Source organism: Alloscardovia omnicolens DSM 21503, assembly GCF_000420505.1.
GTDB lineage: Bacteria > Actinomycetota > Actinomycetes > Actinomycetales > Bifidobacteriaceae > Alloscardovia > Alloscardovia omnicolens.
This window is the reverse complement of sequence record NZ_ATVB01000005.1, coordinates 88,375-109,970: the sequence shown is the minus strand read 5'-3', so window position 1 is coordinate 109,970 and position 21,596 is coordinate 88,375. Positions and strand designations below refer to the sequence as shown.

Annotated in this window: 21 protein-coding genes; 11 read left to right on the top strand and 10 right to left on the bottom strand. The window is 46.2% G+C overall.

The window, feature by feature from the left end:
- Positions 1 to 340: 340 nt before the first annotated feature.
- The gene (locus G464_RS0103550) at positions 341 to 1,069 is read right to left on the bottom strand and encodes a Crp/Fnr family transcriptional regulator (protein WP_022856762.1); all 729 of its coding nucleotides are present in this window, start codon (positions 1,067 to 1,069) and stop codon (positions 341 to 343) included.
- A 187-nt stretch (positions 1,070 to 1,256) separates the two neighbouring features.
- Between G464_RS0103550 and G464_RS0103545 the strand changes: the two genes are divergently transcribed.
- The 3 genes from G464_RS0103545 to galK all read left to right on the top strand — a co-directional run bounded on the left by G464_RS0103545 (position 1,257) and on the right by galK (position 4,783).
- Complete coding sequence (locus G464_RS0103545) at positions 1,257 to 2,033, top strand: DeoR/GlpR family DNA-binding transcription regulator (protein ID WP_021617692.1); 777 nt, start codon at positions 1,257 to 1,259, stop codon at positions 2,031 to 2,033.
- Positions 2,034 to 2,246: 213 nt separating this feature from the next.
- On the top strand, positions 2,247 to 3,509 hold the full coding sequence (galT, locus tag G464_RS0103540; protein ID WP_022856760.1) for a galactose-1-phosphate uridylyltransferase: 1,263 nt from the start codon (positions 2,247 to 2,249) through the stop codon (positions 3,507 to 3,509).
- A gap of 14 nt (positions 3,510 to 3,523) precedes the next feature.
- On the top strand, positions 3,524 to 4,783 hold the full coding sequence (galK, locus tag G464_RS0103535) for a galactokinase (RefSeq protein WP_022856759.1): 1,260 nt from the start codon (positions 3,524 to 3,526) through the stop codon (positions 4,781 to 4,783).
- A gap of 414 nt (positions 4,784 to 5,197) precedes the next feature.
- Here galK and G464_RS08745 read toward each other — a convergent pair whose 3' ends face one another.
- A complete protein-coding gene (locus G464_RS08745) occupies positions 5,198 to 6,418 on the bottom strand; it encodes a sensor histidine kinase (RefSeq protein WP_022856757.1) in 1,221 nt (406 codons plus the stop codon).
- The gene (locus G464_RS0103520) at positions 6,418 to 7,119 is read right to left on the bottom strand and encodes a response regulator transcription factor (protein WP_022856756.1); all 702 of its coding nucleotides are present in this window, start codon (positions 7,117 to 7,119) and stop codon (positions 6,418 to 6,420) included. The genes G464_RS08745 and G464_RS0103520 overlap by 1 nt, the downstream gene beginning before the upstream one ends.
- A gap of 137 nt (positions 7,120 to 7,256) precedes the next feature.
- Here G464_RS0103520 and G464_RS0103515 point away from each other — a divergent pair, with 137 nt between their 5' ends.
- From G464_RS0103515 to G464_RS0103505, 3 genes are read left to right on the top strand one after another with little or no spacing between them, the layout of a single operon-like run.
- On the top strand, positions 7,257 to 8,162 hold the full coding sequence (locus G464_RS0103515; protein WP_022856755.1) for an ABC transporter ATP-binding protein: 906 nt from the start codon (positions 7,257 to 7,259) through the stop codon (positions 8,160 to 8,162).
- Between the two features lie 4 nt (positions 8,163 to 8,166).
- Positions 8,167 to 8,928, top strand: coding sequence for an ABC transporter permease (locus G464_RS0103510; protein ID WP_021617700.1), 762 nt, complete (start codon positions 8,167 to 8,169; stop codon positions 8,926 to 8,928).
- Positions 8,928 to 9,659 (top strand): ABC transporter permease, encoded by a 732-nt coding sequence (locus G464_RS0103505; protein WP_021617701.1) that lies wholly within the window; start codon positions 8,928 to 8,930, stop codon positions 9,657 to 9,659. The genes G464_RS0103510 and G464_RS0103505 overlap by 1 nt, the downstream gene beginning before the upstream one ends.
- Positions 9,660 to 9,702: 43 nt before the next feature.
- Here G464_RS0103505 and G464_RS0103500 read toward each other — a convergent pair whose 3' ends face one another.
- The 3 genes from G464_RS0103500 to G464_RS0103490 form a co-directional block, all read right to left on the bottom strand.
- Complete coding sequence (locus tag G464_RS0103500; protein ID WP_022856754.1) at positions 9,703 to 11,067, bottom strand: PFL family protein; 1,365 nt, start codon at positions 11,065 to 11,067, stop codon at positions 9,703 to 9,705.
- Positions 11,068 to 11,101: 34 nt separating this feature from the next.
- Positions 11,102 to 11,374, bottom strand: coding sequence for an ACT domain-containing protein (locus G464_RS0103495; protein ID WP_022856753.1), 273 nt, complete (start codon positions 11,372 to 11,374; stop codon positions 11,102 to 11,104).
- Positions 11,375 to 11,604: 230 nt separating this feature from the next.
- On the bottom strand, positions 11,605 to 12,219 hold the full coding sequence (locus G464_RS0103490; protein ID WP_101541552.1) for a tRNA (cytidine(34)-2'-O)-methyltransferase: 615 nt from the start codon (positions 12,217 to 12,219) through the stop codon (positions 11,605 to 11,607).
- 442 nt (positions 12,220 to 12,661) lie between these two features.
- Here G464_RS0103490 and G464_RS0103485 point away from each other — a divergent pair, with 442 nt between their 5' ends.
- Positions 12,662 to 13,558 (top strand): HhH-GPD family protein, encoded by an 897-nt coding sequence (locus tag G464_RS0103485; RefSeq protein WP_026472583.1) that lies wholly within the window; start codon positions 12,662 to 12,664, stop codon positions 13,556 to 13,558.
- A gap of 25 nt (positions 13,559 to 13,583) precedes the next feature.
- The gene (locus G464_RS0103480) at positions 13,584 to 14,306 is read left to right on the top strand and encodes a hypothetical protein (RefSeq protein WP_021617706.1); all 723 of its coding nucleotides are present in this window, start codon (positions 13,584 to 13,586) and stop codon (positions 14,304 to 14,306) included.
- A gap of 2 nt (positions 14,307 to 14,308) precedes the next feature.
- On the opposite strand, the gene radA is transcribed toward G464_RS0103480, so the two are convergent.
- Together radA and G464_RS08740 are read right to left on the bottom strand one after the other, a co-directional pair.
- Complete coding sequence (gene radA / locus G464_RS0103475; protein WP_022856750.1) at positions 14,309 to 15,724, bottom strand: DNA repair protein RadA; 1,416 nt, start codon at positions 15,722 to 15,724, stop codon at positions 14,309 to 14,311.
- Between the two features lie 99 nt (positions 15,725 to 15,823).
- On the bottom strand, positions 15,824 to 16,726 hold the full coding sequence (locus tag G464_RS08740) for a DUF975 family protein (protein ID WP_022856749.1): 903 nt from the start codon (positions 16,724 to 16,726) through the stop codon (positions 15,824 to 15,826).
- Positions 16,727 to 17,044: 318 nt separating this feature from the next.
- Between G464_RS08740 and G464_RS0103465 the strand changes: the two genes are divergently transcribed.
- The 3 genes from G464_RS0103465 (at position 17,045) to G464_RS0103455 (ending at position 19,977) form a co-directional block, all read left to right on the top strand.
- Positions 17,045 to 17,731: a hypothetical protein gene (locus tag G464_RS0103465; RefSeq protein ID WP_022856748.1), complete on the top strand. Its 687-nt coding sequence runs from the start codon at positions 17,045 to 17,047 to the stop codon at positions 17,729 to 17,731.
- Between the two features lie 140 nt (positions 17,732 to 17,871).
- A complete protein-coding gene (locus G464_RS09920) occupies positions 17,872 to 17,961 on the top strand; it encodes a 30S ribosomal protein bS22 (RefSeq protein WP_004268639.1) in 90 nt (29 codons plus the stop codon).
- A gap of 189 nt (positions 17,962 to 18,150) precedes the next feature.
- Positions 18,151 to 19,977 (top strand): AMP-dependent synthetase/ligase, encoded by a 1,827-nt coding sequence (locus G464_RS0103455; protein ID WP_022856746.1) that lies wholly within the window; start codon positions 18,151 to 18,153, stop codon positions 19,975 to 19,977.
- Positions 19,978 to 20,024: 47 nt separating this feature from the next.
- On the opposite strand, the gene rpiA is transcribed toward G464_RS0103455, so the two are convergent.
- Both rpiA and G464_RS08735 read right to left on the bottom strand, forming a co-directional pair.
- A complete protein-coding gene (rpiA, locus tag G464_RS0103450; protein ID WP_021617711.1) occupies positions 20,025 to 20,717 on the bottom strand; it encodes a ribose-5-phosphate isomerase RpiA in 693 nt (230 codons plus the stop codon).
- 42 nt (positions 20,718 to 20,759) lie between these two features.
- Complete coding sequence (locus G464_RS08735) at positions 20,760 to 21,584, bottom strand: ribonuclease H family protein (protein WP_022856745.1); 825 nt, start codon at positions 21,582 to 21,584, stop codon at positions 20,760 to 20,762.
- Positions 21,585 to 21,596: the final 12 nt, after the last annotated feature.

The window sequence follows — 21,596 nt, the reverse complement described above, 5'->3', positions numbered from 1 at the left end:
ACGCGCAACCGATATGCCAGTTTTGAAGCCATTTTTGCGCATCAAAACTGGCATAACAGGTATATTAATCGGTTAAGCAGAATGCGTGAGAGTAATAGCTCTTCGGATTTAACGTAGTGTGAAGGTTAATTGTGTCTAGTTATGCACTTGCAAACCTCGAGAACCCCGCTAAGTCTGATGAATCGTCATTATTCATGGCATGCTCTAACAGCAACGACGTGCTACTAACTAATCAAGCTATCCAAAGCGCGTCCTAACGTTCAGCGCTCTCAACGGCGTAATGCGTATAACGCGGTTAAAGGTCTCGTACTAATGCGCGGCTACTAATGGCGTGCGCTCTCTAATGGCGTGCGCGCAAAATCAAATTACCTGGCTGGTAAATAATAATCGTGCGCCCCTCGCGGGCAATCCATCCGCGGTTTGTAAAGTCCATCAAAGCTTTATTCACTGTTTCACGTGAGGTTCCCACCAGCTGAGCAAGCTCTTCCTGCGTCAAATCGTGCGGCACGACGAGACCTTGCACACCCGGCTCTCCGAAGCGCTTTGCCAAATCAATTAATGTCTTCGATAAACGGGCAGGAACGTCCATAAAGACGAGGTCGCTAATGCGTTCGTTATTCATGCGCATGCGTCGAGCTAGCACTTGGAGCATATTTACTGCTACGCGAGGATGTTCGTCAAGCCAAGAGAAAAGCACGTGAGAGGTGAGAGATAGGGTTGTTGTGGAATTTACCATGCTCACTGCCGATGCTGTACGTGGCCCGCCTTGAGGGTCGAAAACGGGAATCTCGCCTGCAATCTCACCAGCGCCGGAGATGCTTAACAATTGCACGCGATGATCATAGGATTCGCGGGTAAGTTTAATGCGTCCGCGTTCGATAATATACATATTGGTGTCTTCGTTACCCTCATGGAAGATGTATTCGCCTTTTGCATAAGTGCGATGTTCCAAATAGGGCAACAGTTGACGCGCATCTTCCAAGGGTACGTGCTCGAAAAGAGCCGTGTGGCGCAAAGTCTGCTCTAAGCCAATTAAGTTGTCGTCCAAAGTGTTCGAATCAGCGACCATGCTTCCTCGTTTCATCGGTTCAACGCGTGTACAACGGATTTCATAGGTAAATCTGTTTACTAATCATAATGAATGGGTATGAATTCACACTCTGAAAAGCTAAAATTTTCTTAAAACGAGCTATTGTAATTTTTTAAACGAGCTATTCTGTTTGGTTAAAAGGTACTATCTGTGCGATAATGTTCACATGATTTCATCACAGAGACAACAATTGATACTTGGACGTTTGCGTACGCGCGGCGCTGTGCGTATTGCAGGATTAGCAGAAGAATTTGGCGTGTCAGCTATGACAATTAGGCGTGATATTGCTGAGCTTGCCGATAAAGGGTTGGTTAAGCGTGTGCATGGTGGCGCTGTGTCGAGTTCTACGTTACTGGCGGAACCTCTGTTTGCCGTTAAATCGCAAATGGATGTGGGGCTTAAAGATTCTATTGCTATGAAAGCAGTGGAGCTTGTGCAGCCGGGAGATGTAATAGCAATTGGTGGCGGATCTACCACGTATGTGTTTGCGCAGCATCTGCTCGAAACTGAGAACTCCACGGGTATTACTATTTTGACTAACTCTTTGCCTGTTGCTGAGCTGGTGCAGACAGCAGAGAATAAAGACGTGGAAGTTATTGTGACCGGAGGGGTGACGACTCGCTCGAATTCTTTGGTGGGGCCTTTGGCGGACCGCGTCATTTCGTCTTTGCGCGTGAACCTTCTGTTTTTGGGAACGCATTCTGTGTCTGTCCCGCGCGGTTTTTTGACGCCGAATTCCTTGGAATCCTCCACGGCGGCTGCGTTGATGTCGATTGCTAACAAAACAGTTGTGCTCACTGACCATACCAAGTGGCAGCTCACATCTTTGTCTTTGTTCGCAGGTTTTGATGATGTTGATGTAATTATTACGGATTCGGGTATTAGTCCTGAAGATGTTGAAGCAACCCGCGAGGTAGCACGTAATCTGATTATTGCGGATTAATGTGCATCATTATGGCTATATAAATGTATGCCATATTCGGGTTGTTCTTATGTGTGCTGACCTGTGCCTTTAAGTGCCTTTACACGCCTTTGCGTACCTGTTTGCAGCCTGTTAGCTGTCTGCTGAAAAGCTTCTTGCCGTTCTGCGACACTTTTATTACAAAAAGGCACAAAAAAGCACACATTAGTACAATTTCTTGCTATACTGTGAACTATGACTACATACAATGCATATGAGCCAGGCGATTACGCCCGCAATAATATTCGTATTTCACAGACGACGCTGTCTGATGGTCGCGATTTCTTCTACCTCGATGATGATCCAGACTACGTCTCCGGTAATAAAACTCGTGAGCTTACTGATCCTCGCGTTCTTGCAAACCGCTATGAGCCAGGTATTGATGGTGAGGGCAATCCTATGCCTGTTCAAGCTCCTCAAATGCGTCAAGATCCGTTAACAGGCGACTGGATTCCTATGGCTACAGCCCGTATGAACCGTCCCATTACCGCTGGTCCAGGCGCAACAGCTTCCGGTAATCCTTTGGCAGCACGCAAGCCAGGAGATCCTTACCAAGATGGTGAAGTTCCAGATACTGATTACAACGTTGTTGTTTTTGAAAATCGCTTCCCATCCATGACTCGCATTCCTGGCGTTCCAGACGAGGTAAGCTACGTAGATGGCAATCCAACCTGGAAGTCAAAGCCAGCAGTGGGCCGCTGCGAAGTAGTATGCTTTGACCCTAACGAAACAGGATTACCAGCAGACCTCACTCTCAAGCGTATGCGCACAGTTGTTGAAGCATGGGCTTTCCGAACTGCCGAAATCAGCACAATTGAAGGCATCGAGCAGATTTTCCCATTCGAAAACCACGGTCAAGAAATTGGTGTGTCTTTGGCGCATCCGCACGGTCAGATTTACTGTTATCCATTTATTGCTCCTCGTCTTGAAACTGAGTTGCAGCACACGCAGGCTTACTTCGAGAAGAATGGCGCTGATTTGCTCACGGACTTGAAGAAGGCAGAAATTGAAGCTGATGAGCGTATTGTTTTGCGTAACGATACATGGATTGGCTATGTTCCTGCTGCTGCTCGCTGGCCGCTGGAGGTTCATGTACAGCCATTGCGCGACGATGTGCGAACCCTTGATGAGCTCACCGATAACGAGCGTTGGGGTCTGGCTCAGATGTATTCCCAGCTACTCAAGCGCGGTAATGCGTTCTTTGATACTGGCGATGGCAAGGGTATGGATTTGCCATATATTTCCGCATGGCATCAGGCACCAATTCACGATGAGCGCCGCGAAAATTACCGTTTGAACTTGCAGTTCTTCTCGTTTAGGCGTTCTGCAAACAAGATTAAGTATTTGGCTGGTTCCGAGTCTGGTATGGCTGCTTGGATTTCCGACACCACTCCAGAAAAGATTGCCGCTCGCTTCCACGAGCTTGGTCCAATCGATATCTCGAACGTAACCGACTAAGGGAGTGCGCAACTATGGCACAGATTGAATTTATTGATGCTTTGGGCGTGGACGATGGCGTGCGTCAAGTTACTGAGCTGTTCCGCGAAGCTTTTGGCGAAGAACCAGCAGGCGTTTGGGATGCTCCCGGTCGCGTGAATCTGATTGGTGAACACACCGATTACAACAACGGTTTGTGTTTGCCGATTGCTCTGCCACATCGCACATTTATTGCGCTGAAACCTCGCGAAGACACGAAAGTGCGCGTTATTTCTACGCTCTCGAACGGTAAAGTAGCCGAAGCTGACCTCGACGGTTTGCAGGCCGGTGGTGTCGAAGGCTGGGCTGCATATCCGGTAGGCGTGGCCTGGGCTATGCGCAACAACAGTTTCGGCGCAGGCGTGCGCGGTTTCGACGCTGCTTTCGCCTCCAGCGTTCCTTTAGGAGGCGGTTTAAGTTCGTCAGCTGCTATGACCTGCTCTACAGCTTTAGCTCTTGATGACGTGTATGACTTAGGTTTCGGGTCCACCGATGAGGGGCGCGTTACCTTAGTACGCATGGCGATGAGCGCAGAAAATGATATGGCAGGAGCAGCAACTGGAGGTTTGGATCAATCCGCTTCACTGCGTTGCCAGGAAGGTATGGCTTTACTGCTTGATTGCGATCCGAAATTATCTGCTGTAGACAGCGTATCTCAGCATGATTTTGATTTGAGTAAACGCGGTTTGGAGCTGCTTGTTTTAGATACTCAGGCGCCACACTCACTTAATGACGGTCAGTATGAATCTCGTCGTCGCCTATGCGAAGAGTCCGCAGCTGCTTTAGGCGTTGACTCTTTGCGTGTGCTTGCTGATGACGTTAACGCTCGTCCTGAGCAGGAACGTGCAGATGCAATAGCTGAGATTATTGCCAAGCTTGATTCTGAGGAAGCGAAAAAGCGTGTGCGTCACGTGCTGACCGAGATTGGTCGCGTTACTGATTTTGTAGAAGCTTTCCGCAACGGCGATATTGCTCGCTCAGGTGAGCTGTTCAATGCATCACATGATTCTCTGCGTGATGATTACGAAGTAACTGTTCCTCAGCTTGATGTTGCAGTAGATGTGGCGCGAGCTGAAGGAGCATACGGCGCTCGCATGACCGGTGGCGGTTTCGGCGGCTCTATTATTGCTTTGGTAGATGAAGGTAAAGCTGAACCAATCGCACAGAAAATTGCTGATGAATTCGATAAGCGCGGATGGAATGCTCCACGAGCTCTTGCTGTGATTGCGTCTCAACCGGCAGAACGTGTACAGTAAGTAATTATTATGAGAGGGGGAGTATCTTTCGATGCTCCCTCTCTCATGTAAAGTCTAAACTTTCAGAAGGTAATGAAGACCGAGAAATAGAATAATATCGATAAAAATATATGGAATTATGTAGATGAATACTACATAATGTGCTGCACTCCAATCGGGATGTGCGAGGAACCCCAAGTAGTGCCTATATACATCTAACAAACCATATACCAGAATGAGTAAGCAAATCACCCATTTTGTGAATCGTAATACGAGTATCACATCAATGTGCGATAGGAGACTGAAGAGCCATGTATCTTTAAAGTTCATATTCTCTCCTGTCGTTGAGCATGAGTTGGAAGCGACATTGCATCCAATAAACGTATAGTATAGCTCATCATTTTCTTCGTAGAGATAATAAAATAAGAATCCGTTCTATATGTTCACGGTGCATCGCAAACCATGTGGTTCTATGTTTTGAAAGTGAATATGCCACGAATGTAGACGTGAAATGTGGCGCACAATGCTTATGCCTAAGCCATGCTCGGCAGAGGAAGTTGTCTGTTGAATACTGTGGGAATTAAAACCAATCAATTGTTGATCGCTTACTCCCACACCATTGTCCTCAATGCTGAGAATATAATGCTCAGATCCATGCGTAGAGGGCTTTACTGTAATCCGAATAATACAGCCGTCGGGGTTATGGTGTAGAGAATTATTGATGAGATTTTCAATCATACGTTGAGTAAGCTGTGCGTCGGCCATGATGGTGGCTTGATACACATGGGGTGCAATAGATAAATCAATCTTAAACTTTTCTGTATCTATGCGGTTCATCACTTCTGAAAAAATGTGCCGCAGAAGCCGTGGCAGATTTATTTTTTCCTTGGAAATCTCACAATGACCATAAGTGAGTTTATTAGATAAATTAAGATTAGAGATTAGATCGCGCAATCGTAAACTTTGTTGTTCAATAATCTGCGCCTTGTGCTGAACCTCTGGATTGTTATCGTAGTGGCGTGCAAGAGCGTCTGCTTGTCCTAAAATCAAGGTCAGTGGTGTGCGTATATCGTGCGATACTCCTGCAATCCATTCCGTTCTTTCGTGTTCTCTGCTCTTCATCCATCGCCGTTGAATCCACAGAGGAACCGCAATCATAATAATGACATCGGCAGTAAGGAGCACAGGAAGAAAAGTAATAAGGTGCTTCATGGCGAAAATATTATACTCTAACTGATATTTCCAGATAGAGTTCTTAGCACTTCCCACAACAAGGAGATGCGAGTTTTTGAGGGCATAGATGTGCACAGGATAATCATCGAGGTAGTAGCGAGAAAACCGTGCAACATCGCTCAAACTGTACTCTTTGCCTAATGAGGAAGGCATGTTGTAACTCCACACCACCGTGCCTTCAGGGTTAATAATCATAGCAAACTGTTTGTTATCGTCCAGCTCACGTGTAATCTCATCGGATACAGTATATGATGATGAAGAATTTAGTTCAGATAGGAGAGTGGTTTCTGTATTTTTTGTTGTAGTTGTTTGTGCTTGATTGGTCAGCACGAAAAGTATGCACAGATTAGCCAGTATAACCGTGCAAAAAAGAGCAAGAGTAATAAAGAGAAGTTGCGAATGATGGGAAGATTTTTTAGCCATTACTTCTCCAACTTATAGCCTAAGCCGCGCACAGTAACTACATAGACAGGGTGCGAGGGGTCAATTTCAACTTTTTCGCGCAGATGACGAATATGAACAATCAGCGAGCTTTCTAGTCCAAAACTTTTACCCGGCCAGAGTGCGTCGCATAATGCGTCAATGGTTACAATCCGTCCGCGGTTATCTGCCAGTGTTTTCAGTAAAATAAATTCTTTTGCTGTTAAACTCACCACTTCGTTACCGCGTGTAACCGTTCCAGAATCAAAGGATACGTGAGTAGATCCTAAATGTATTTCATCATTGTGGAACGTATCTTTGTATGTGCGCTTTAAAATAGATCGAATTCTTAAGAGTAATTCTTGAGGCAGGAATGGCTTAGTAATGTAATCATCAGCACCCAAACCTAAGCCGCGTAAACGTGCGGAATCTTCATCGCGGGCAGAGAGAAAAATAATGGGTGTGGAAAAATCTGAAATAGTTGAATGAAGTTTCTCATATAAACTAAAACCATTGCCATCGCGAAGCATGACGTCACAGATAATTAAGTCGTAACTGTGGGTAGTAATGGAATTGTATGCTTGCGTGGAAGTGTCGGCAGTATCTACATGTGTATAGCCTTCATCATGCAAAATAGAGCGAACAAAAGTGAGTAAATCTGTTTCATCATCTATTACAAGAATTGAGCAGTCATACAATCTCATATGTCCAGTATAAAGATGATGTCAGTGCCAACACAGAGGTGCTGTATTTCTTAATGTAATCATAATGTAGGCTCAAGGTGCGCTTAATCCCGATTATTTATGCTCTAAACGTGAGCTGAGACGTGAAGGAGAACAGCATGACTACACCTGCTATTGAGCTACGCGATGTCTATAAAGAGTACAAGTCGGTTCGCACGGTCGATTTGAAACATCTGACTGTGCGCAAAGGCGAGATTTACGGATTTTTAGGCCCTAATGGTGCGGGAAAATCCACGACCATGAAGATGATTCTTTCGCTGGTCAAGCCGACATCAGGCAGTATCTATGTGATGGGCAAACCTATATCGCGGCGTTCCTATTTGAACCAGATTGGTTCTATGATTGAGGAACCATCGTATTACCCGAATCTTACGGCGTATGAGAATCTTCATGTTTTTCAACAGATGCTCGGTTTCAATAAAGAACACATATGGCCAACTCTTCAACGTGTTGGTTTAGCTGATCTGAAAAATAAAAACAAACTGGTACGCGATTACTCTTTGGGTATGAAGCAACGTTTAGCCTTGGCTTTTGCTCTCGTGAAAAAACCTACTATTTTGTTGCTGGATGAGCCAACGAATGGTTTAGATCCTGCAGGAATTCACGAAATACGTGAACTGATTTTATCTTTAGCGCATTCTGAGGGTTTAACAGTTTTTATTTCTAGTCATATTCTTTCGGAAATTGAGCATGTTGCCGACAGAGTGGGCATTATTCATAAAGGACACCTCGTATATGAGGGCGAAGTAGATGCTATTAAATCCAATACGTGGGTGGAGATTGGAGGACGTTTTATCTGCGAAAAAGTTGTCACGCAGCTTCGCACTATCGAGGTCTATCCACGAGATATTTCTACGCGACGCATCGTTTTAGATTCACTGAGCGATGACAATATTGCTGCTGTTGTCAAAACGCTTGTGAATGCTCAAGCAGATATTTACGCAGTAGAGAGAAAAACAGAAACTTTGGAAGATATCTTCTTGAACTTGACTAAGGAGATGTAAAACTATGCGTTTTCTCTATATTGAGTTAGAAAAAGCACGCAGGACTAAGTCTTTTCTTTTTACCGTGCTTCTGATGACTGTAGCAGTGTTTTGGAATCTCGTGACTCGCATGCAATACCTGAATAAGCCGCAACTGCATCATGTGGGAACTTTATTTAATAGTCAAAGCGTAGATAGTTTGCTCTTACCTCTTGCCGTGTGCTTATTTGTGAGCCGTATTGTGGGTAATGAAAAGCAAGGAGATACCTTCAAACTTCAGCAAAGTAATGGCATAACCATTCTGCTGATTTTCTACTCAAAACTAATACTTACTGTGCTCTTCTTTACCCTCCTGTCTGCTTGCGAAATTGCTATTATTGCTGGTTACGGCTATGCTCTTGGTCTGAGCATTCCTGTAAGCGTGCTGCTCATTCAATGGTGTGCTCAGATTATGGGTTCTTTTGTGCTGGCGTTGATATATGTGACTTCTGCCATGCTCATCAACAAGTCAGGGATTATTATTGCCAGTGGTTTTGTGGGCGGATTCCTAGGCATTGTTTTATCGTCGTGGAGTTTGCATCTGTGGGGGATTATTAATATCTGGGCGTTATCGGCATATTTAGCTCCTTATAAGTATCACATCAGCGGTTCAGGGCAAGAATCTTTACGCATGAATTTTGTTGTTGACTCGCAGTTGGGTATTCGTTTTGTTATTGCTCTAGCCCTGTGCGTGTGCGTATATATTGTGTCTCACCGCCTTATCGCTCAGAAAGAAGGACAGCTATAATGACAGCATATATTCGAGCAGAGTGGCGTAAGCTACGTAAAATCCAAATATTAGGTATTAGCGCGGGATTCTTAGCGATTTCTAGTTTTATTGGTTTGGGACTATATTGGGCAAATCTTTCTAGCATCGAAGATGGTACTCAGCCTTTGGTTATGTGGGGACAGCTAACTTTTTATTACAGTCAGTTACTTTGTGCTCCTCTGATGGCTATTATTACGGCTTTATCAGTTATGCCTGAATTTGAGCGCAAAACTGTAGATATGTTGAAGTCCAATAATGTATCTATTCCTCGACTACTCTTCGCTAAAATACTGACAACAACAGTTATGATTATTCCTGTTCAAGTATGCCTATGGATAATTTATATGTGTGCTTCACATGTAGCGGGAATTTCGGAATATAGCTATGCGCTCCAGTTTCTTCAATGGACTGTTGTGTCTGTGCTAGCAGCCATCCCTGTACTGAGCGTGCAAATCTTTTTAAGTGTGAAAACACGTAGTTTCAGTTATTCGGTTGGATTATCAGCATTAGGGGGAATATTGGGCTTCGTGTTCATTTTTGTGAATGAAAAACTTTGTAACTTTTATGTGTATTCACTCCCTATGATTGCTTTGCGCAGTAGAGCTTTACACAGTATGAGTATGACCGAATTAATGCTTATGTGTGCAGTCAGTGCTACATATACTGTGCTGTTTTACATGTTAAGTATTATGCAGCTGAGGAAAGATTAAAAAACAGGGAGGGTACTGCGTAGTGTCCTCCCTGTATCGTGTTTTAGTTCTTAAAGCTGTGAACCGGAGCTGGAATATGACCGCCTCGATACACGAACTCGGAACAATCAGAAGTATTTACCGGCATAATTGGAGCGCGACCGAGCAAACCTCCAAACTCAGCAGTATCGCCCACCTTCTTACCAATAACTGGAATAACGCGAACTGCAGTGGTTTTCTGATTAATCATGCCAATGGCTGCTTCATCAGCAATAATGCCCGAAATCGTTGCAGCCGAGGTATCGCCTGGAATGGCAATCATATCCAAACCAACAGAGCAGACGCAGGTCATAGCTTCCAACTTCTCAATGGTTAAGTTGCCGTTCGTCGCTGCATCAATCATGTTCTTATCTTCAGATACAGGAATAAAAGCGCCAGACAATCCGCCCACATAGCTGGACGCCATAATGCCGCCCTTCTTCACCTGATCGTTAAGCATAGCCAAAGCAGCAGTCGTTCCTGGGCCGCCAACTTGAGACAAGCCAATCTTCTCCAAAATCTCGCCCACAGAATCACCTACTGCAGGTGTTGGAGCCAACGATAAATCAATAATGCCGAATGGAATACCCAAACGAGCAGAGGCTTCCTGTGCTACGAGCTGACCTACGCGGGTAATCTTAAAAGCAGTGCGCTTAATGGTTTCGCACAAGAACTCGAAGTCCTTGCCCTTAGCTTCGTCCAAAGCGCGCGATACAACGCCTGGACCAGATACGCCCACGTTAATAACGGCATCGCCTTCGGTTACGCCGTGGAAAGCGCCGGCCATAAATGGATTGTCGTCTGGGGCGTTGCAGAAAACGACGAGCTTAGCGTTACCGAGCGAATCGATGTCGGCGGTAGCCTCGGATACTTCGCGAATAACCGAACCCATAAGCGCAACAGCGTCCATATCCAAACCGGTACGGGTAGAACCGACGTTCACGGATGCGCACACGAAATCAGTGCTCGACAAAGCTTGTGGCAGAGAGCGGATAAGAAGCTCTTCGGAAGGGGTCATGCCCTTGGATACGAGAGCCGAGAAACCGCCGAGGAAGTTGACGCCTACAGTTTTTGCAGCGCGGTCGAGGGTCTGGCAAATCTTTACGTAATCGTCGGTGGTCTTGCATGCGCTGGCGCCAACCAAAGAAATAGGGGTAACAGAGATGCGCTTGTTGACGATGGGAATGCTGTAATCGCGCTCAATCTCTTCGCCTACCTTAATAAGGTCCTTGGCATACGTGGTGATTTTGGTGTAAATCTTCTCGCAGACTGTATCGACGTCGTCGCTAATGCAGTCGAGCAAAGAAATACCCATAGTAATGGTGCGCACGTCGAGCTTTTCCTGCTCGATCATCTTGTTGGTCTCGTGGACCTCCATAATATTCAGCATGAGGGCTCCTCTCTAGATGCTTCCGAGCAGCGGCTTAGATGCGGTGCATCTTGGTGAAGATTTCTTCACGCTGACAATGCACGTTTACACCAATTTCTTCGCCTAGAGCTTCCAAATGAGAGTTGAGCTCAGAGAAATCAACGGTGGAGTTGGTGTAGTCAACGATCATCATCATGTTAAAGAAGCCATCGATAATGGTCTGAGAAATATCGAGGACGTTTACATGGCTGTCAGATAAATAGGTGCAGACGCGAGCGATAATACCGACAGTATCGTGTCCTACTACAGTAATGATGGCTTTGTTCATGATGAATCCTTGAGAATCCTTGAATGTTGTGGGCTCTAACGCGCTCAAGGCGCATATGGTTAAAGTATACCGATTTTGCAGAACAAAGCGGTTTGTTGGCGGGCGTTTGGTTAGTTGTTTATTGATTGTTTGTTGTTTATCTGTTGGTCGTTGACGGGAACTGTGAGGCATGACACGTGTGTATACGTCATACCTCACAGCGTAGTTAGCGCAGTCAGTGCATCGTCTGCCTACAGCTGTTCAACCTCTCCCGCGCCCGAAAAATCAAGCTGTCGCCATGCTTCATACAAAGCAATAGACGCGGTATTAGTAAGATTTAGTGAGCGCAGACTTGGACGCATCGGTAGCTTAACCTGTTCAGCCACGTGAGGGCCAAAGAACACATCCATAGGGTCAGGAATATCGCCAGGTTCTGGACCAAAGAGCAAAATGTCGGTTGGCTTATACTGCACGTCGGTATAGGTTTTCTCGGCATGAGCAGTGAAAGCGATAATGCGTGAATCTGGCATGGCTTCAACCATAGCTTCGAAACTTGGGTGAATAACGACATGAGCCATGTCATGATAATCCAAGCCAGCGCGACGCAACTTCGTGTCCTTCAAATCGAAGCCGAGCGGCTCAATAAGATGCAAAATAGAGCCGGTAACTGCGCATAAGCGAATTGCCGAACCTGTATTGCCCGGAATGCGAGGCTCGTAGAAGCAAAGATGAGGGGTGTGGGTGACGCGCTTGCTTGCTTCAATAGCTGTGAGCATGGTGTCGGAGACAGTAATAGGATTGCCATGTGCGTCGGTAATAAGCTCATCTGGGGCATAGTTTTTCTTGCGATAGCCGTATTCAAACATGGTTGACTGCTTGACCTGGGTGCCGGAGCCTTGCGCTTGAGCACCCGTTCTTGATGACTGTGCTTGGGCGGCTGAAGCTTGTGCTTGGGCAGCGCGGTTTTGCTCTTGCTGGGCGATTTTGCGGGCGGCTTCGCGTTTAGCGAGTTCTTCCACGTAGTCCTTGCGTGCGGCGAATTCTTCCGAGTGTTCCGTGCGTGCGGCGGCGGAGTTTATGGCGTTTTTAGACTCGTTCACGGCGGCTGCAATCTTTGTGGCATCGTGCGAGACGGAGTTGCGCGCGGAGTGGCTCGCGGTGGTGGTTGCGGACTCGCTCATAGGCTCGCTCGTAGACTTGCGCGTGAAGTTACTTGTGGACTCGCTGGTCTTCGGATTTTGTGCGGCCTTTGTAGAAGCGTTGCCGCTTGTGTTCTGCTCGTTCGTCATATGCACGACAATAGTAACGATGACAGACCAGAGAACACAACAAGCGCAGAATATGTATGAGCCTCTTGCTTCATGGTGGCAGGAGAGTGCTCGCGATTTTCCGTGGCGTTTTGGCAAAACAGATGCGTGGGGAGTGCTGCTTTCGGAAGTGATGAGTCAGCAAACTCCCATGACGCGCGTATTGCCTTATTGGTTGAACTGGATGGAATTGTGGACAACTCCCGCAGATCTAGCGGCGGCTTCTGCTGCGGAAGTGATTACTGCGTGGGGAACTTTAGGGTATCCGCGCCGTGCTTTGCGTTTGAGAGAATGCGCGCAAGCGATTGTGACGGAGCACGGCGGCACTGTGCCGAGCACGTATGAGCAGTTGGTCACGTTGCCGGGCATTGGTGATTACACCGCTAGTGCTGTGCTGTCGTTCTCTTACCATGAACGCATTCCTGTGATTGATACGAATATTCGCCGCGTGCTGTCGCGGGCGGTGGTGGGCGAAGAATCTTTCGGAGGTAGCGTTAGCGCTGCTGAGAGAAAAACTGCTACACAGATGCTGCCATCTGATAGAGAACAGTCAGTCGTATGGAATCAGGCAGTGATGGAGCTGGGTGCTGCTATCTGTACCGCGAAAAAACCGAGCTGTGATGATTGTCCGTTGCGTTCTAGCTGTGCGTTTGCTGCTGCTGGATGGCCACGCTTAGGGGAGAAAAGAACCAGGCCAAAACAAAGTTTTGTGGGAACGAACCGTCATGTGCGCGGTCTTATTTTAAAAGCATTGCGTACTGCACCGAAGCATCATCTTGATTATGAGAGCGTTGCAAAAGTCTGGGAAGATTCCGTGCAATTAGATTTATGCATTGCTAGTTTAGATGAAGATGGTCTTATTGTTATGCACGATGATCATTCGCTTGCTTTACCGTAAAAATGAATAAGGTAGACTAACAATCATGGCTGGATTACCAATAAAAAGACGCAAAACCGAGCGTAAGTATATTATTCGCCGCGCAGTAGCTCTGGCTGTTCTTTTTGCTCTGATTATCGGGGGCGGATGGGGAGTATACGCTGCCTTTTTTGCTCGCGATACGAACAAAGTATCTACTGCTCGCAGCAATACGTCTACGTCCAGCACAAAAAAATCAAATAAAGAGCAACAAAATAGTACTGAAGGTGTTTTCCGCTCGGACAGAGCTAAAGATTCAGGTATCCCTGACTGCACAACGCAAAATGTTGCCGTTAAACTTACTGCTGATCCAACAGAAATAACAACAAACGGAACTGTTAATTTTGCGAAAGATTTTACTCATACAGGTTCTACAGATTGCATTCTTAACGTTTCGGATGCATCTATGGTTATTACCATGACGAATGCTGAGGGTGTGCAAGTATGGCGCAGCGACGCTTGCGAAGCTGATCCCGCTGTAATTTTACTGGGGCAAAACGATACGTATCAGAAAAAATCATCGTGGAATGCTGTTGTATCGAATGTGGCAGTAGATAACTCGATAAACGGGCGCGCAACTATTAACGGCAGCGGTCATGGATGCATGAATGAAGGGCAAAGCGCTCGTCATGTGGCGGCGGGCGAATATACAGCCGAAATGGTCAATATTGCCGATAATACGATGAAATCCGAGCCAATTAAAATTACTGTTAAAGAAGAAAATCAGTAAAATTATTTATCGAGTAAACCAAGCTCGCGCACAACATCGCCAACAGTAGCGACTTCAATAATCGTAACGCCGTCAAACTGTTCTTTCTTCGCTCCCGAGCGTAAACGTGGCACAAGAATGCGCGTAAAACCAAGCCGTGCGGCTTCTCGTATGCGATGAGTTAAACGCGGAACAGGGCGTACTTGACCCGTTAAAGAGATTTCTCCTATGGCTGCAGTTGTGCGTGCAATAGGCTTATTCGTCATAGCGCTGACCAAAGCAGCTGCAATAGCCACATCGCAGGATGGTTCTTTCGCTGAACCGCCAGCAATTGTGGAGACGTAGAGATCTTGGCCGAGCAAATTCACGCGCGCATGACGGTATAAAACCGCCACCAACATAGCTAAACGATTGGTATCTACACCATTGGTGGCGCGGCGAGGAGTGGGAAGAACGGATTGAGTGGTGAGTGCTTGCACTTCGATAGCAAGACTGCGATGACCATCCACCGTAAAACTCACGCATGTTCCAGCAGGAGTCTCTTCGCTATCACTGAGGAATAATCCGCTAGGATCAGATACTTCCTCAATTCCTTCGCCACTCATATCGAAGCAACCAACCTCATCGGTCGGGCCGAAACGGTTTTTAACGGAACGTAGTAAGCGCAAAGCGGTTTGCGTATCGCCTTCAAACTGGCAGACTGCATCAACTAAATGCTCCAGAGTGCGCGGTCCAGCAATAGAGCCATCTTTGGTGACGTGTCCCACAAGGAGCACAGCAATATCGTTCGCCTTAGCTACGTCAATAAGAGCAGTGGCTACTTCACGCACCTGGGTAGATCCCCCAGGAATACCATCAACTGCCTGTGAATGAATCGTTTGAGCCGAATCGACCACAGCAAGAACAGGCTTCTCTTGATAAATAAGAGATACAACCGAATCGAGGTCGGTGGTCGATGCCATAAGTAAAGCATCATGAACAGCGCCAATACGCGATGCTCGCATCTGAATCTGAGCAAGAGATTCCTCGCCAGAAATATAGAGAACCTTTGCCTCAGGATTGATGGCTGACTGTTGAGCAGCAATATGACCTGCTGTTTCGAGCAAAAGAGTAGATTTTCCAATGCCTGGCTCGCCGGCCATTAAAATAACCGCTCCAGGCACTACGCCGCCTCCGAGCACGCGATCGTATTCGCTAAAACCTGTAGAGACGCGTGCCGACTGTTTTACTGATTCATCGGTTGTTGCACGTAATAAATCTCCTACGCTGGCAGCCACAACGGGAGTGGAGCGGCTCGTTTTACTTGCACCTCGTGTTACACGTGCTTCATGGAATTCATCGATGGTTCCCCACTCGCCGCAATTTGGGCAGCGACCGAACCATTTTGCACCATTCCATCCGCATTCTGAGCAGACAAATTGAGTAGAAGACTTAGCCATAGCTCCACACTATTTTTGTGCGCAGACAAGGAAAGTAAAGAGGGCTCCAGATTTCTCTGATGCCCTCCCAATGAAGTATATGACGTTATGCTTTAAAGCTTAGCCATGGTAAGGTTCGTCTGATTGCGTAGGAACTTCTGGGTGTGCGAAGTTCTGTGCTGTTTGCTCGGGATGGGTTGGTGCAGCCTGAGTTGGGGTAGCCTGTGCTGGATATGCCTGACCTGGGCATTCCTGCTGAGCAGGATATGTCTGAGAAGGATAGCCCTGACCTGGAGCTGGTGCGCCACCTTGTGGAGCATAAGCTACGTTTGCTGCTGACTGACGCTGCAATAAGTTACGGTAAAAAGCGGCGCGCGTAGTCAAAAGATAAGGTTGCACAAATAGGCTTGCTAATCCGCCTGTAATCATAACCAAGATGTACCAACCGATAAAGGACAAATCAAGCACAAAAAGTTCCCACTTGTGTCCGCGCATCATTTCCTTCGATGCATTAATAGCTTCAGTTCCCTTCACGGAATAGCCCTGGTTGCCCCAATCTTCAGCAATGTAATAGCTCATCGCGTAGGAATAGCTCTTCACAATTCCAGGAATAAAGAACAACAAACTCCATAATGCTACAAAAATCGTATTAAGTAACCAGTTTATAAAGGTTCCCAGAACTTTACCGCGTACAAAAGGTTCAATCAGTTCTTTGCCGATGCTCTGATCTTGCCTATCGAAGAAGTGCAGGAAAGACAGAGTAAGGGAAACGGAAACTAGGGAAACAAGCACAGAGGTAATGAAGGAGAGCGGGGCACCAACAGCCATCAAAGTAGTTACAGCAGAGTAAACATCTCCTTGGGCTGCAGATATGGAAGCGCTCACTATGCTGCCGATTTCACTAAAGCTTAAGATGAGAGTTACAATGCAGAAAACAATATAAAGTCCTACAACTTTACCCCATTTACCAGCTAACGAGGCTTTTGCTTGCTGTTTGAGTTCAGCTCGACTATATGGAAACATGGTCACTCCTTTTTCACTGAAAGAAAATTCGGTTGATTTTCATTTTATCGAAAAATATCTACAAGACCTAACATTTTTTGACTCTTGCGATTTTAACGGGGTTATGTAGGTTGTGTGTTCTCAAGTGCGTGAAAATTGTCCTCAATTCTCGCTCATGCGTGAATCATGGAGTACTATACCAAGTCACGTTTCACGCATCATTCAAATCCCTAAACGTTGCAATAATAACCAGATGAAATGAGCCTACCCCAACCAAAAACCCGCTAAGTCCCAAGACCTAACATTTTTTCAGTCCGAAATTTATGCAAGAATAAAAGCATGACTGAGAATAATGAAAACCGTGAAAAAGCCGATGTTGAGCTTGCCAGTGCTCCTGTAGATGAACAGGCTCAAGAACAGGCTGAGGAAGCTATTGAACAGCATAAAAAATCGCATCGTAAGCGCGCTATGGTTCTTACTGTTATTTTTGCTGTGATTGCGGCTCTGCTTGTTACTGCTTTTGTATGGCCAGGTTGGGCGCGTAAAACTGCAACTAATAGCGCTGCTGTGGCAACCGGTCAGGAAGAAGTTGTAGCTGTTGATCCAGTAGCTCTTCCTAGCAACGCTACAGATTTGGAAAAGATTTTGCCAGATACTGTGGGTTCATATGCGCGCGGTGAAGTAAAAAGTACTACTGTATGGCAGTCCGCGGAACCTGTTGAAGAATATGAGGTGACGTATATGACGGGAGATAGTTCTGCGGATATTCAACTTACTGTAGGGCAGTGGACGGCTTCTCAGTATGCTAAAGAGCAGTACGATTCGCTTATTCACAATCTGAACTCCGAGGCAACTGCCACGGGAAAAGTGAATGTGGGCGGTAATGAAACTGGCACATACGAAATTCATCCAGCCCCAGATAATAAGAAAAATTCAGTTGTGGTGTGGCATAACGAAACAGCAGTTATGTATGCTGTTGGTTCTAAAAATGCAGTGAATAATTTCTTTGCAAACTTCCCGTATTAAAGCTTGAGCAAGTCAGGGTAGCAGGACTCATAAAGCGTGTATAAAAAGTGTATTTTTGCGAAAAATGGTCAAAAATACTCTCTCAGTCGTCAAGCCGTAGTACTATTGGGAAAGTTGTCAATTAACTAGAGGAGGCTCTGATGGGTTCGGTCATCAAGAAGCGTCGCAAGCGGATGAGTAAGAAGAAGCACCGCAAATTGCTGCGTAAGACTCGCCACCAGCGTAAGTAGTCTTATTTTTAAATGTAAAAGGAGCAGGCCAAAAGAGGTCATGCTCCTTTTGCTTTATGTGCATAGAGTAACTTCGCATCCTCAATAAAGATATACGAGCTGTTCCCTCGCCCTTCATAGGTGCTGTGACCTACAATGGTTTCAGATGTAAATAAGCAGCTTTAATATAAAACAGCTTTAAGGAATGCCATGCTCAAAGAATATACTCGCCCTTTACGTACGCCTATTCATGCAGATGAAAATATTTTGTCCATTCTTCAGCATCGTGTGCAGCGTGCGGCAGACCAACCTCTTATTGAATACAAAACAGCTCAGGGTCAGTGGGGGCATTTTACCGCACAGGAATTCTATGACCTCGTGTGTGCAGTGGCGAAGGGTTTGATGAACCAAGGCATTCAGATTGGCGATTCAGTAGGTATTATTTCACGCACACGCTGGGAATGGACTGTTCTTGACCTTGCCATTATGAGTATTGGCGCTGTGACTGTTCCTGTGTATGAGACGGATTCGGCTCTGCAAGTTCGCGAAATTGGCTTGGACTCTCAAATCCGTATTTTCTTTGCAGAAAATAATGAACAGCGCGAAAAAGTTGACGCTGTACGAGCCGACCTGCCCCTAGTTCGCGAAATTTTTACCCTCGATAGCGATAACAATGTTATTGAACTGCTGACTGCTTACGGTAAGGCTGTTAGTGATGATCAGTTCCGCGCTCGCGTAGACGCTGTGCACGGCGATACCTTAGCAACGATTGTTTATACGTCTGGCTCGACTGGCACTCCTAAAGGTATTGAGCTGACGCACCGCAACTTTGTATATGTTACGTATTCAGGTACGCAATCCATGACCGATCTGTGCTTCCCTGAAGGCGGCGCTCGTTTGCTGCTCTTCTTGCCGCTTGCCCACGTTTTTGCCCGCTATATGCAGTACTTCTGCATTGGTTCTGATACGGTTTTGGGTTTATCGCATAATCTGAAAACTATTATTGCTGATTTTCAGAGTTTCAAGCCAACATTTATTTTGGCAGTTCCTCGTGTTTTCGAGAAAGTATATAACGCAGCTTCTCAGAAAGCAGGTCGAGGATACGCTGGACGTTTGTTTAACCGTGCAGCAGGTATTGCCTGCGAATGGTCTGTGGCGCAGCAAGATGGTCGTAAACTGAGCATGGTGAAGCGTGTGCAGTTTGCTCTGTATTCGAAGATTATTTATTCCAAGATTATGGAAGTTTTCGGCGGAAAAGTTCAGTTTGCTGTGTCTGGTGGCGCTCCGCTCGATCCCTCGATTGCGCATTTCTTTAACGGTGTAGGACTTCCTCTGCTTGAAGGTTATGGCATGACAGAAACCTGCGCTCCTGTATGCGTGAATCCAACGTCTGGCTATAAGATTGGTACGGTTGGCTTGCCTATGGAGGGCATGACTATTGGTATTGCCGACGATGGCGAGCTATGCATTAAAAGTGAGAGCGTATGCCGCGGATACCATAACCACGCTGAGCTTACCGACAGTCAGATTATTGATGGTTGGCTGTATACCGGCGATGTGGGAGATATTGATGATGATGGCTTCTTAAAGATTACAGGCCGCAAGAAAGATTTGATTATTACTGCTGGAGGTAAGAATGTATCTCCAGGATTATTAGAGTCATCGGTTATGACATCGCCTGTTGTGGGACATTGTGTGGTGATTGGCGATAAGAAGCCATTTATTGCTGCTCTCATTACGTTGGACTTAGCTGATACAAATGCATGGCTTGAATCTCAGGGTGCGCAAACCGTGCCTTCCCTAGACGAGGCTGTAAATAATCCGATTATTCATGCTGAAGTGCAAAAAGCGGTGGATAAGGCGAATTTGCAGGTCTCCCGCGCAGAATCAATTCGTAAATTCTGCATTATTCCAAGCGTTTTTACCCAGGAAAACGGTATGCTCACAGCCAGCTTAAAAACAAAGCGTTCGGTGATTATTGATCGTTTTGCAGACGTGATTAATCACGAGATTTACACGCCACGCAAGAAAGGCTAAACGCAAAGGAGGCAGGTCACTCGACCTGCCTGCCTTTATTGCATGTTCTACTTATTAGGATTCGTTAAAATACGAGGACCGTTCTCGTCACCTACAATCACGGTATCTACCATGTTCAAGAACAAACCGTGTTCTACTACTCCAACGGTGTGAATCAAATCTTCAGCAAGCTCCTGAGGATTGTCAATGCGTTCCATGTGCAAATCAACAACGAAGTTCTTTTCGTCAGTGCGCACTGGTTCACCATCAGCGTCTAAGCGCAATACTGGTTTGTAGCCCTTCTTTTCGAATAGTTTCACAACATGACCAGCGCCGAAAGGAATAACTTCCACAGGAAGTGGGAACTTACCAATAGTGGATACAACCTTGGACTCGTCCACAATCCACACGATCTTATTGGAATTTGTTGCCACAATCTTTTCCCAGAGCAGTGCAGCTCCACCACCCTTAATACCGTCGAAACGGTCATCTACTTCATCAGCGCCGTCTACAGTAACGTCAATGCGGTCTACATCATCTACATCAACAATAGTAATGCCGTAGCCTTCAGCCTGTTCCTTAGTGCGCACAGATGTGGTGACGCCGGTGAACTTTAAGCCTTCTTCTTGTACGCGGCGACCGAGCTCATCTACGAAGAAACGCACAGTTGAGCCAGTTCCCAAGCCCACAATCATGCCATCTTCTACTAGCTGAGCGGCCTTAATTCCCGCAGCCTTCTTCAGTTCATCCTGAGTTGCCATAGTATCTCCTTTAATTCTTTTCTTAACAGTCTACGTGTTCACTTAGAACAGAGTGTCTTGATGATTATTTTTCCAACTTACGTCATCGAAACGGCGGATAGCTTCATCCAGCTTAGCCACGGCTTGATCCATATGCTCGCTGGCCAACTGTAGGCGTTGTGCTGCAAGGTCAAAACGTTCAGTTGCCTGATTCAAACGAGTAATCAGCTCCTCAGTCAGGGTAGCGTTATTCTCGGGGAATAAGGGCTGATCAATCGGTGTTGGCTGTGCGGCTGGCACAGTCTCTTCCGCTTTCGAGGATTTAGGCAGAATCAAACCTTCTGCATATGGACCGTTTTTCAACACAGTCCAGCCTTCTTCAGGCAAGTATCCGTCTATCAGATGTTTACCTGCTCTTTCAGCAAAGCCGCGGGCTAAATCATCAACTTTCTCGTTGTACGTATTACCAGCATGACCTTTAACCCACACAAACTCGACCGAGCCGGAACGAGCATTCAGCTCTGCATAAATTGCCTTAATTATTTCAGCATTTTTGACTGGCTCTTTCTTAGAATTTTTCCAGCCGTTCTTTTTCCAGCTGTGAATCCATGTGGTGGAGCAGTTAATGGCGTACTGACTATCTGTTTCAATAATCAGCGGATAATCTCCTCGATGATCGCGCAAGCATTGCAATACTGCGCAAAGCTCGCCAATCTGATTAGTGCCGTTAGAAGCACCACCGCAATCATAAGCGCGACCAGATTCGCTGGCAGGAGCGCCCGTAGGATTCTTTTCGGTGTGCTCTACCCAACCCCATCCCATAGGACCATGGGGATTATCGAGAGCACTACCGTCTGTTGATACTGTGACAGTGAAATCAATGGTCATGAAGTACCTGTG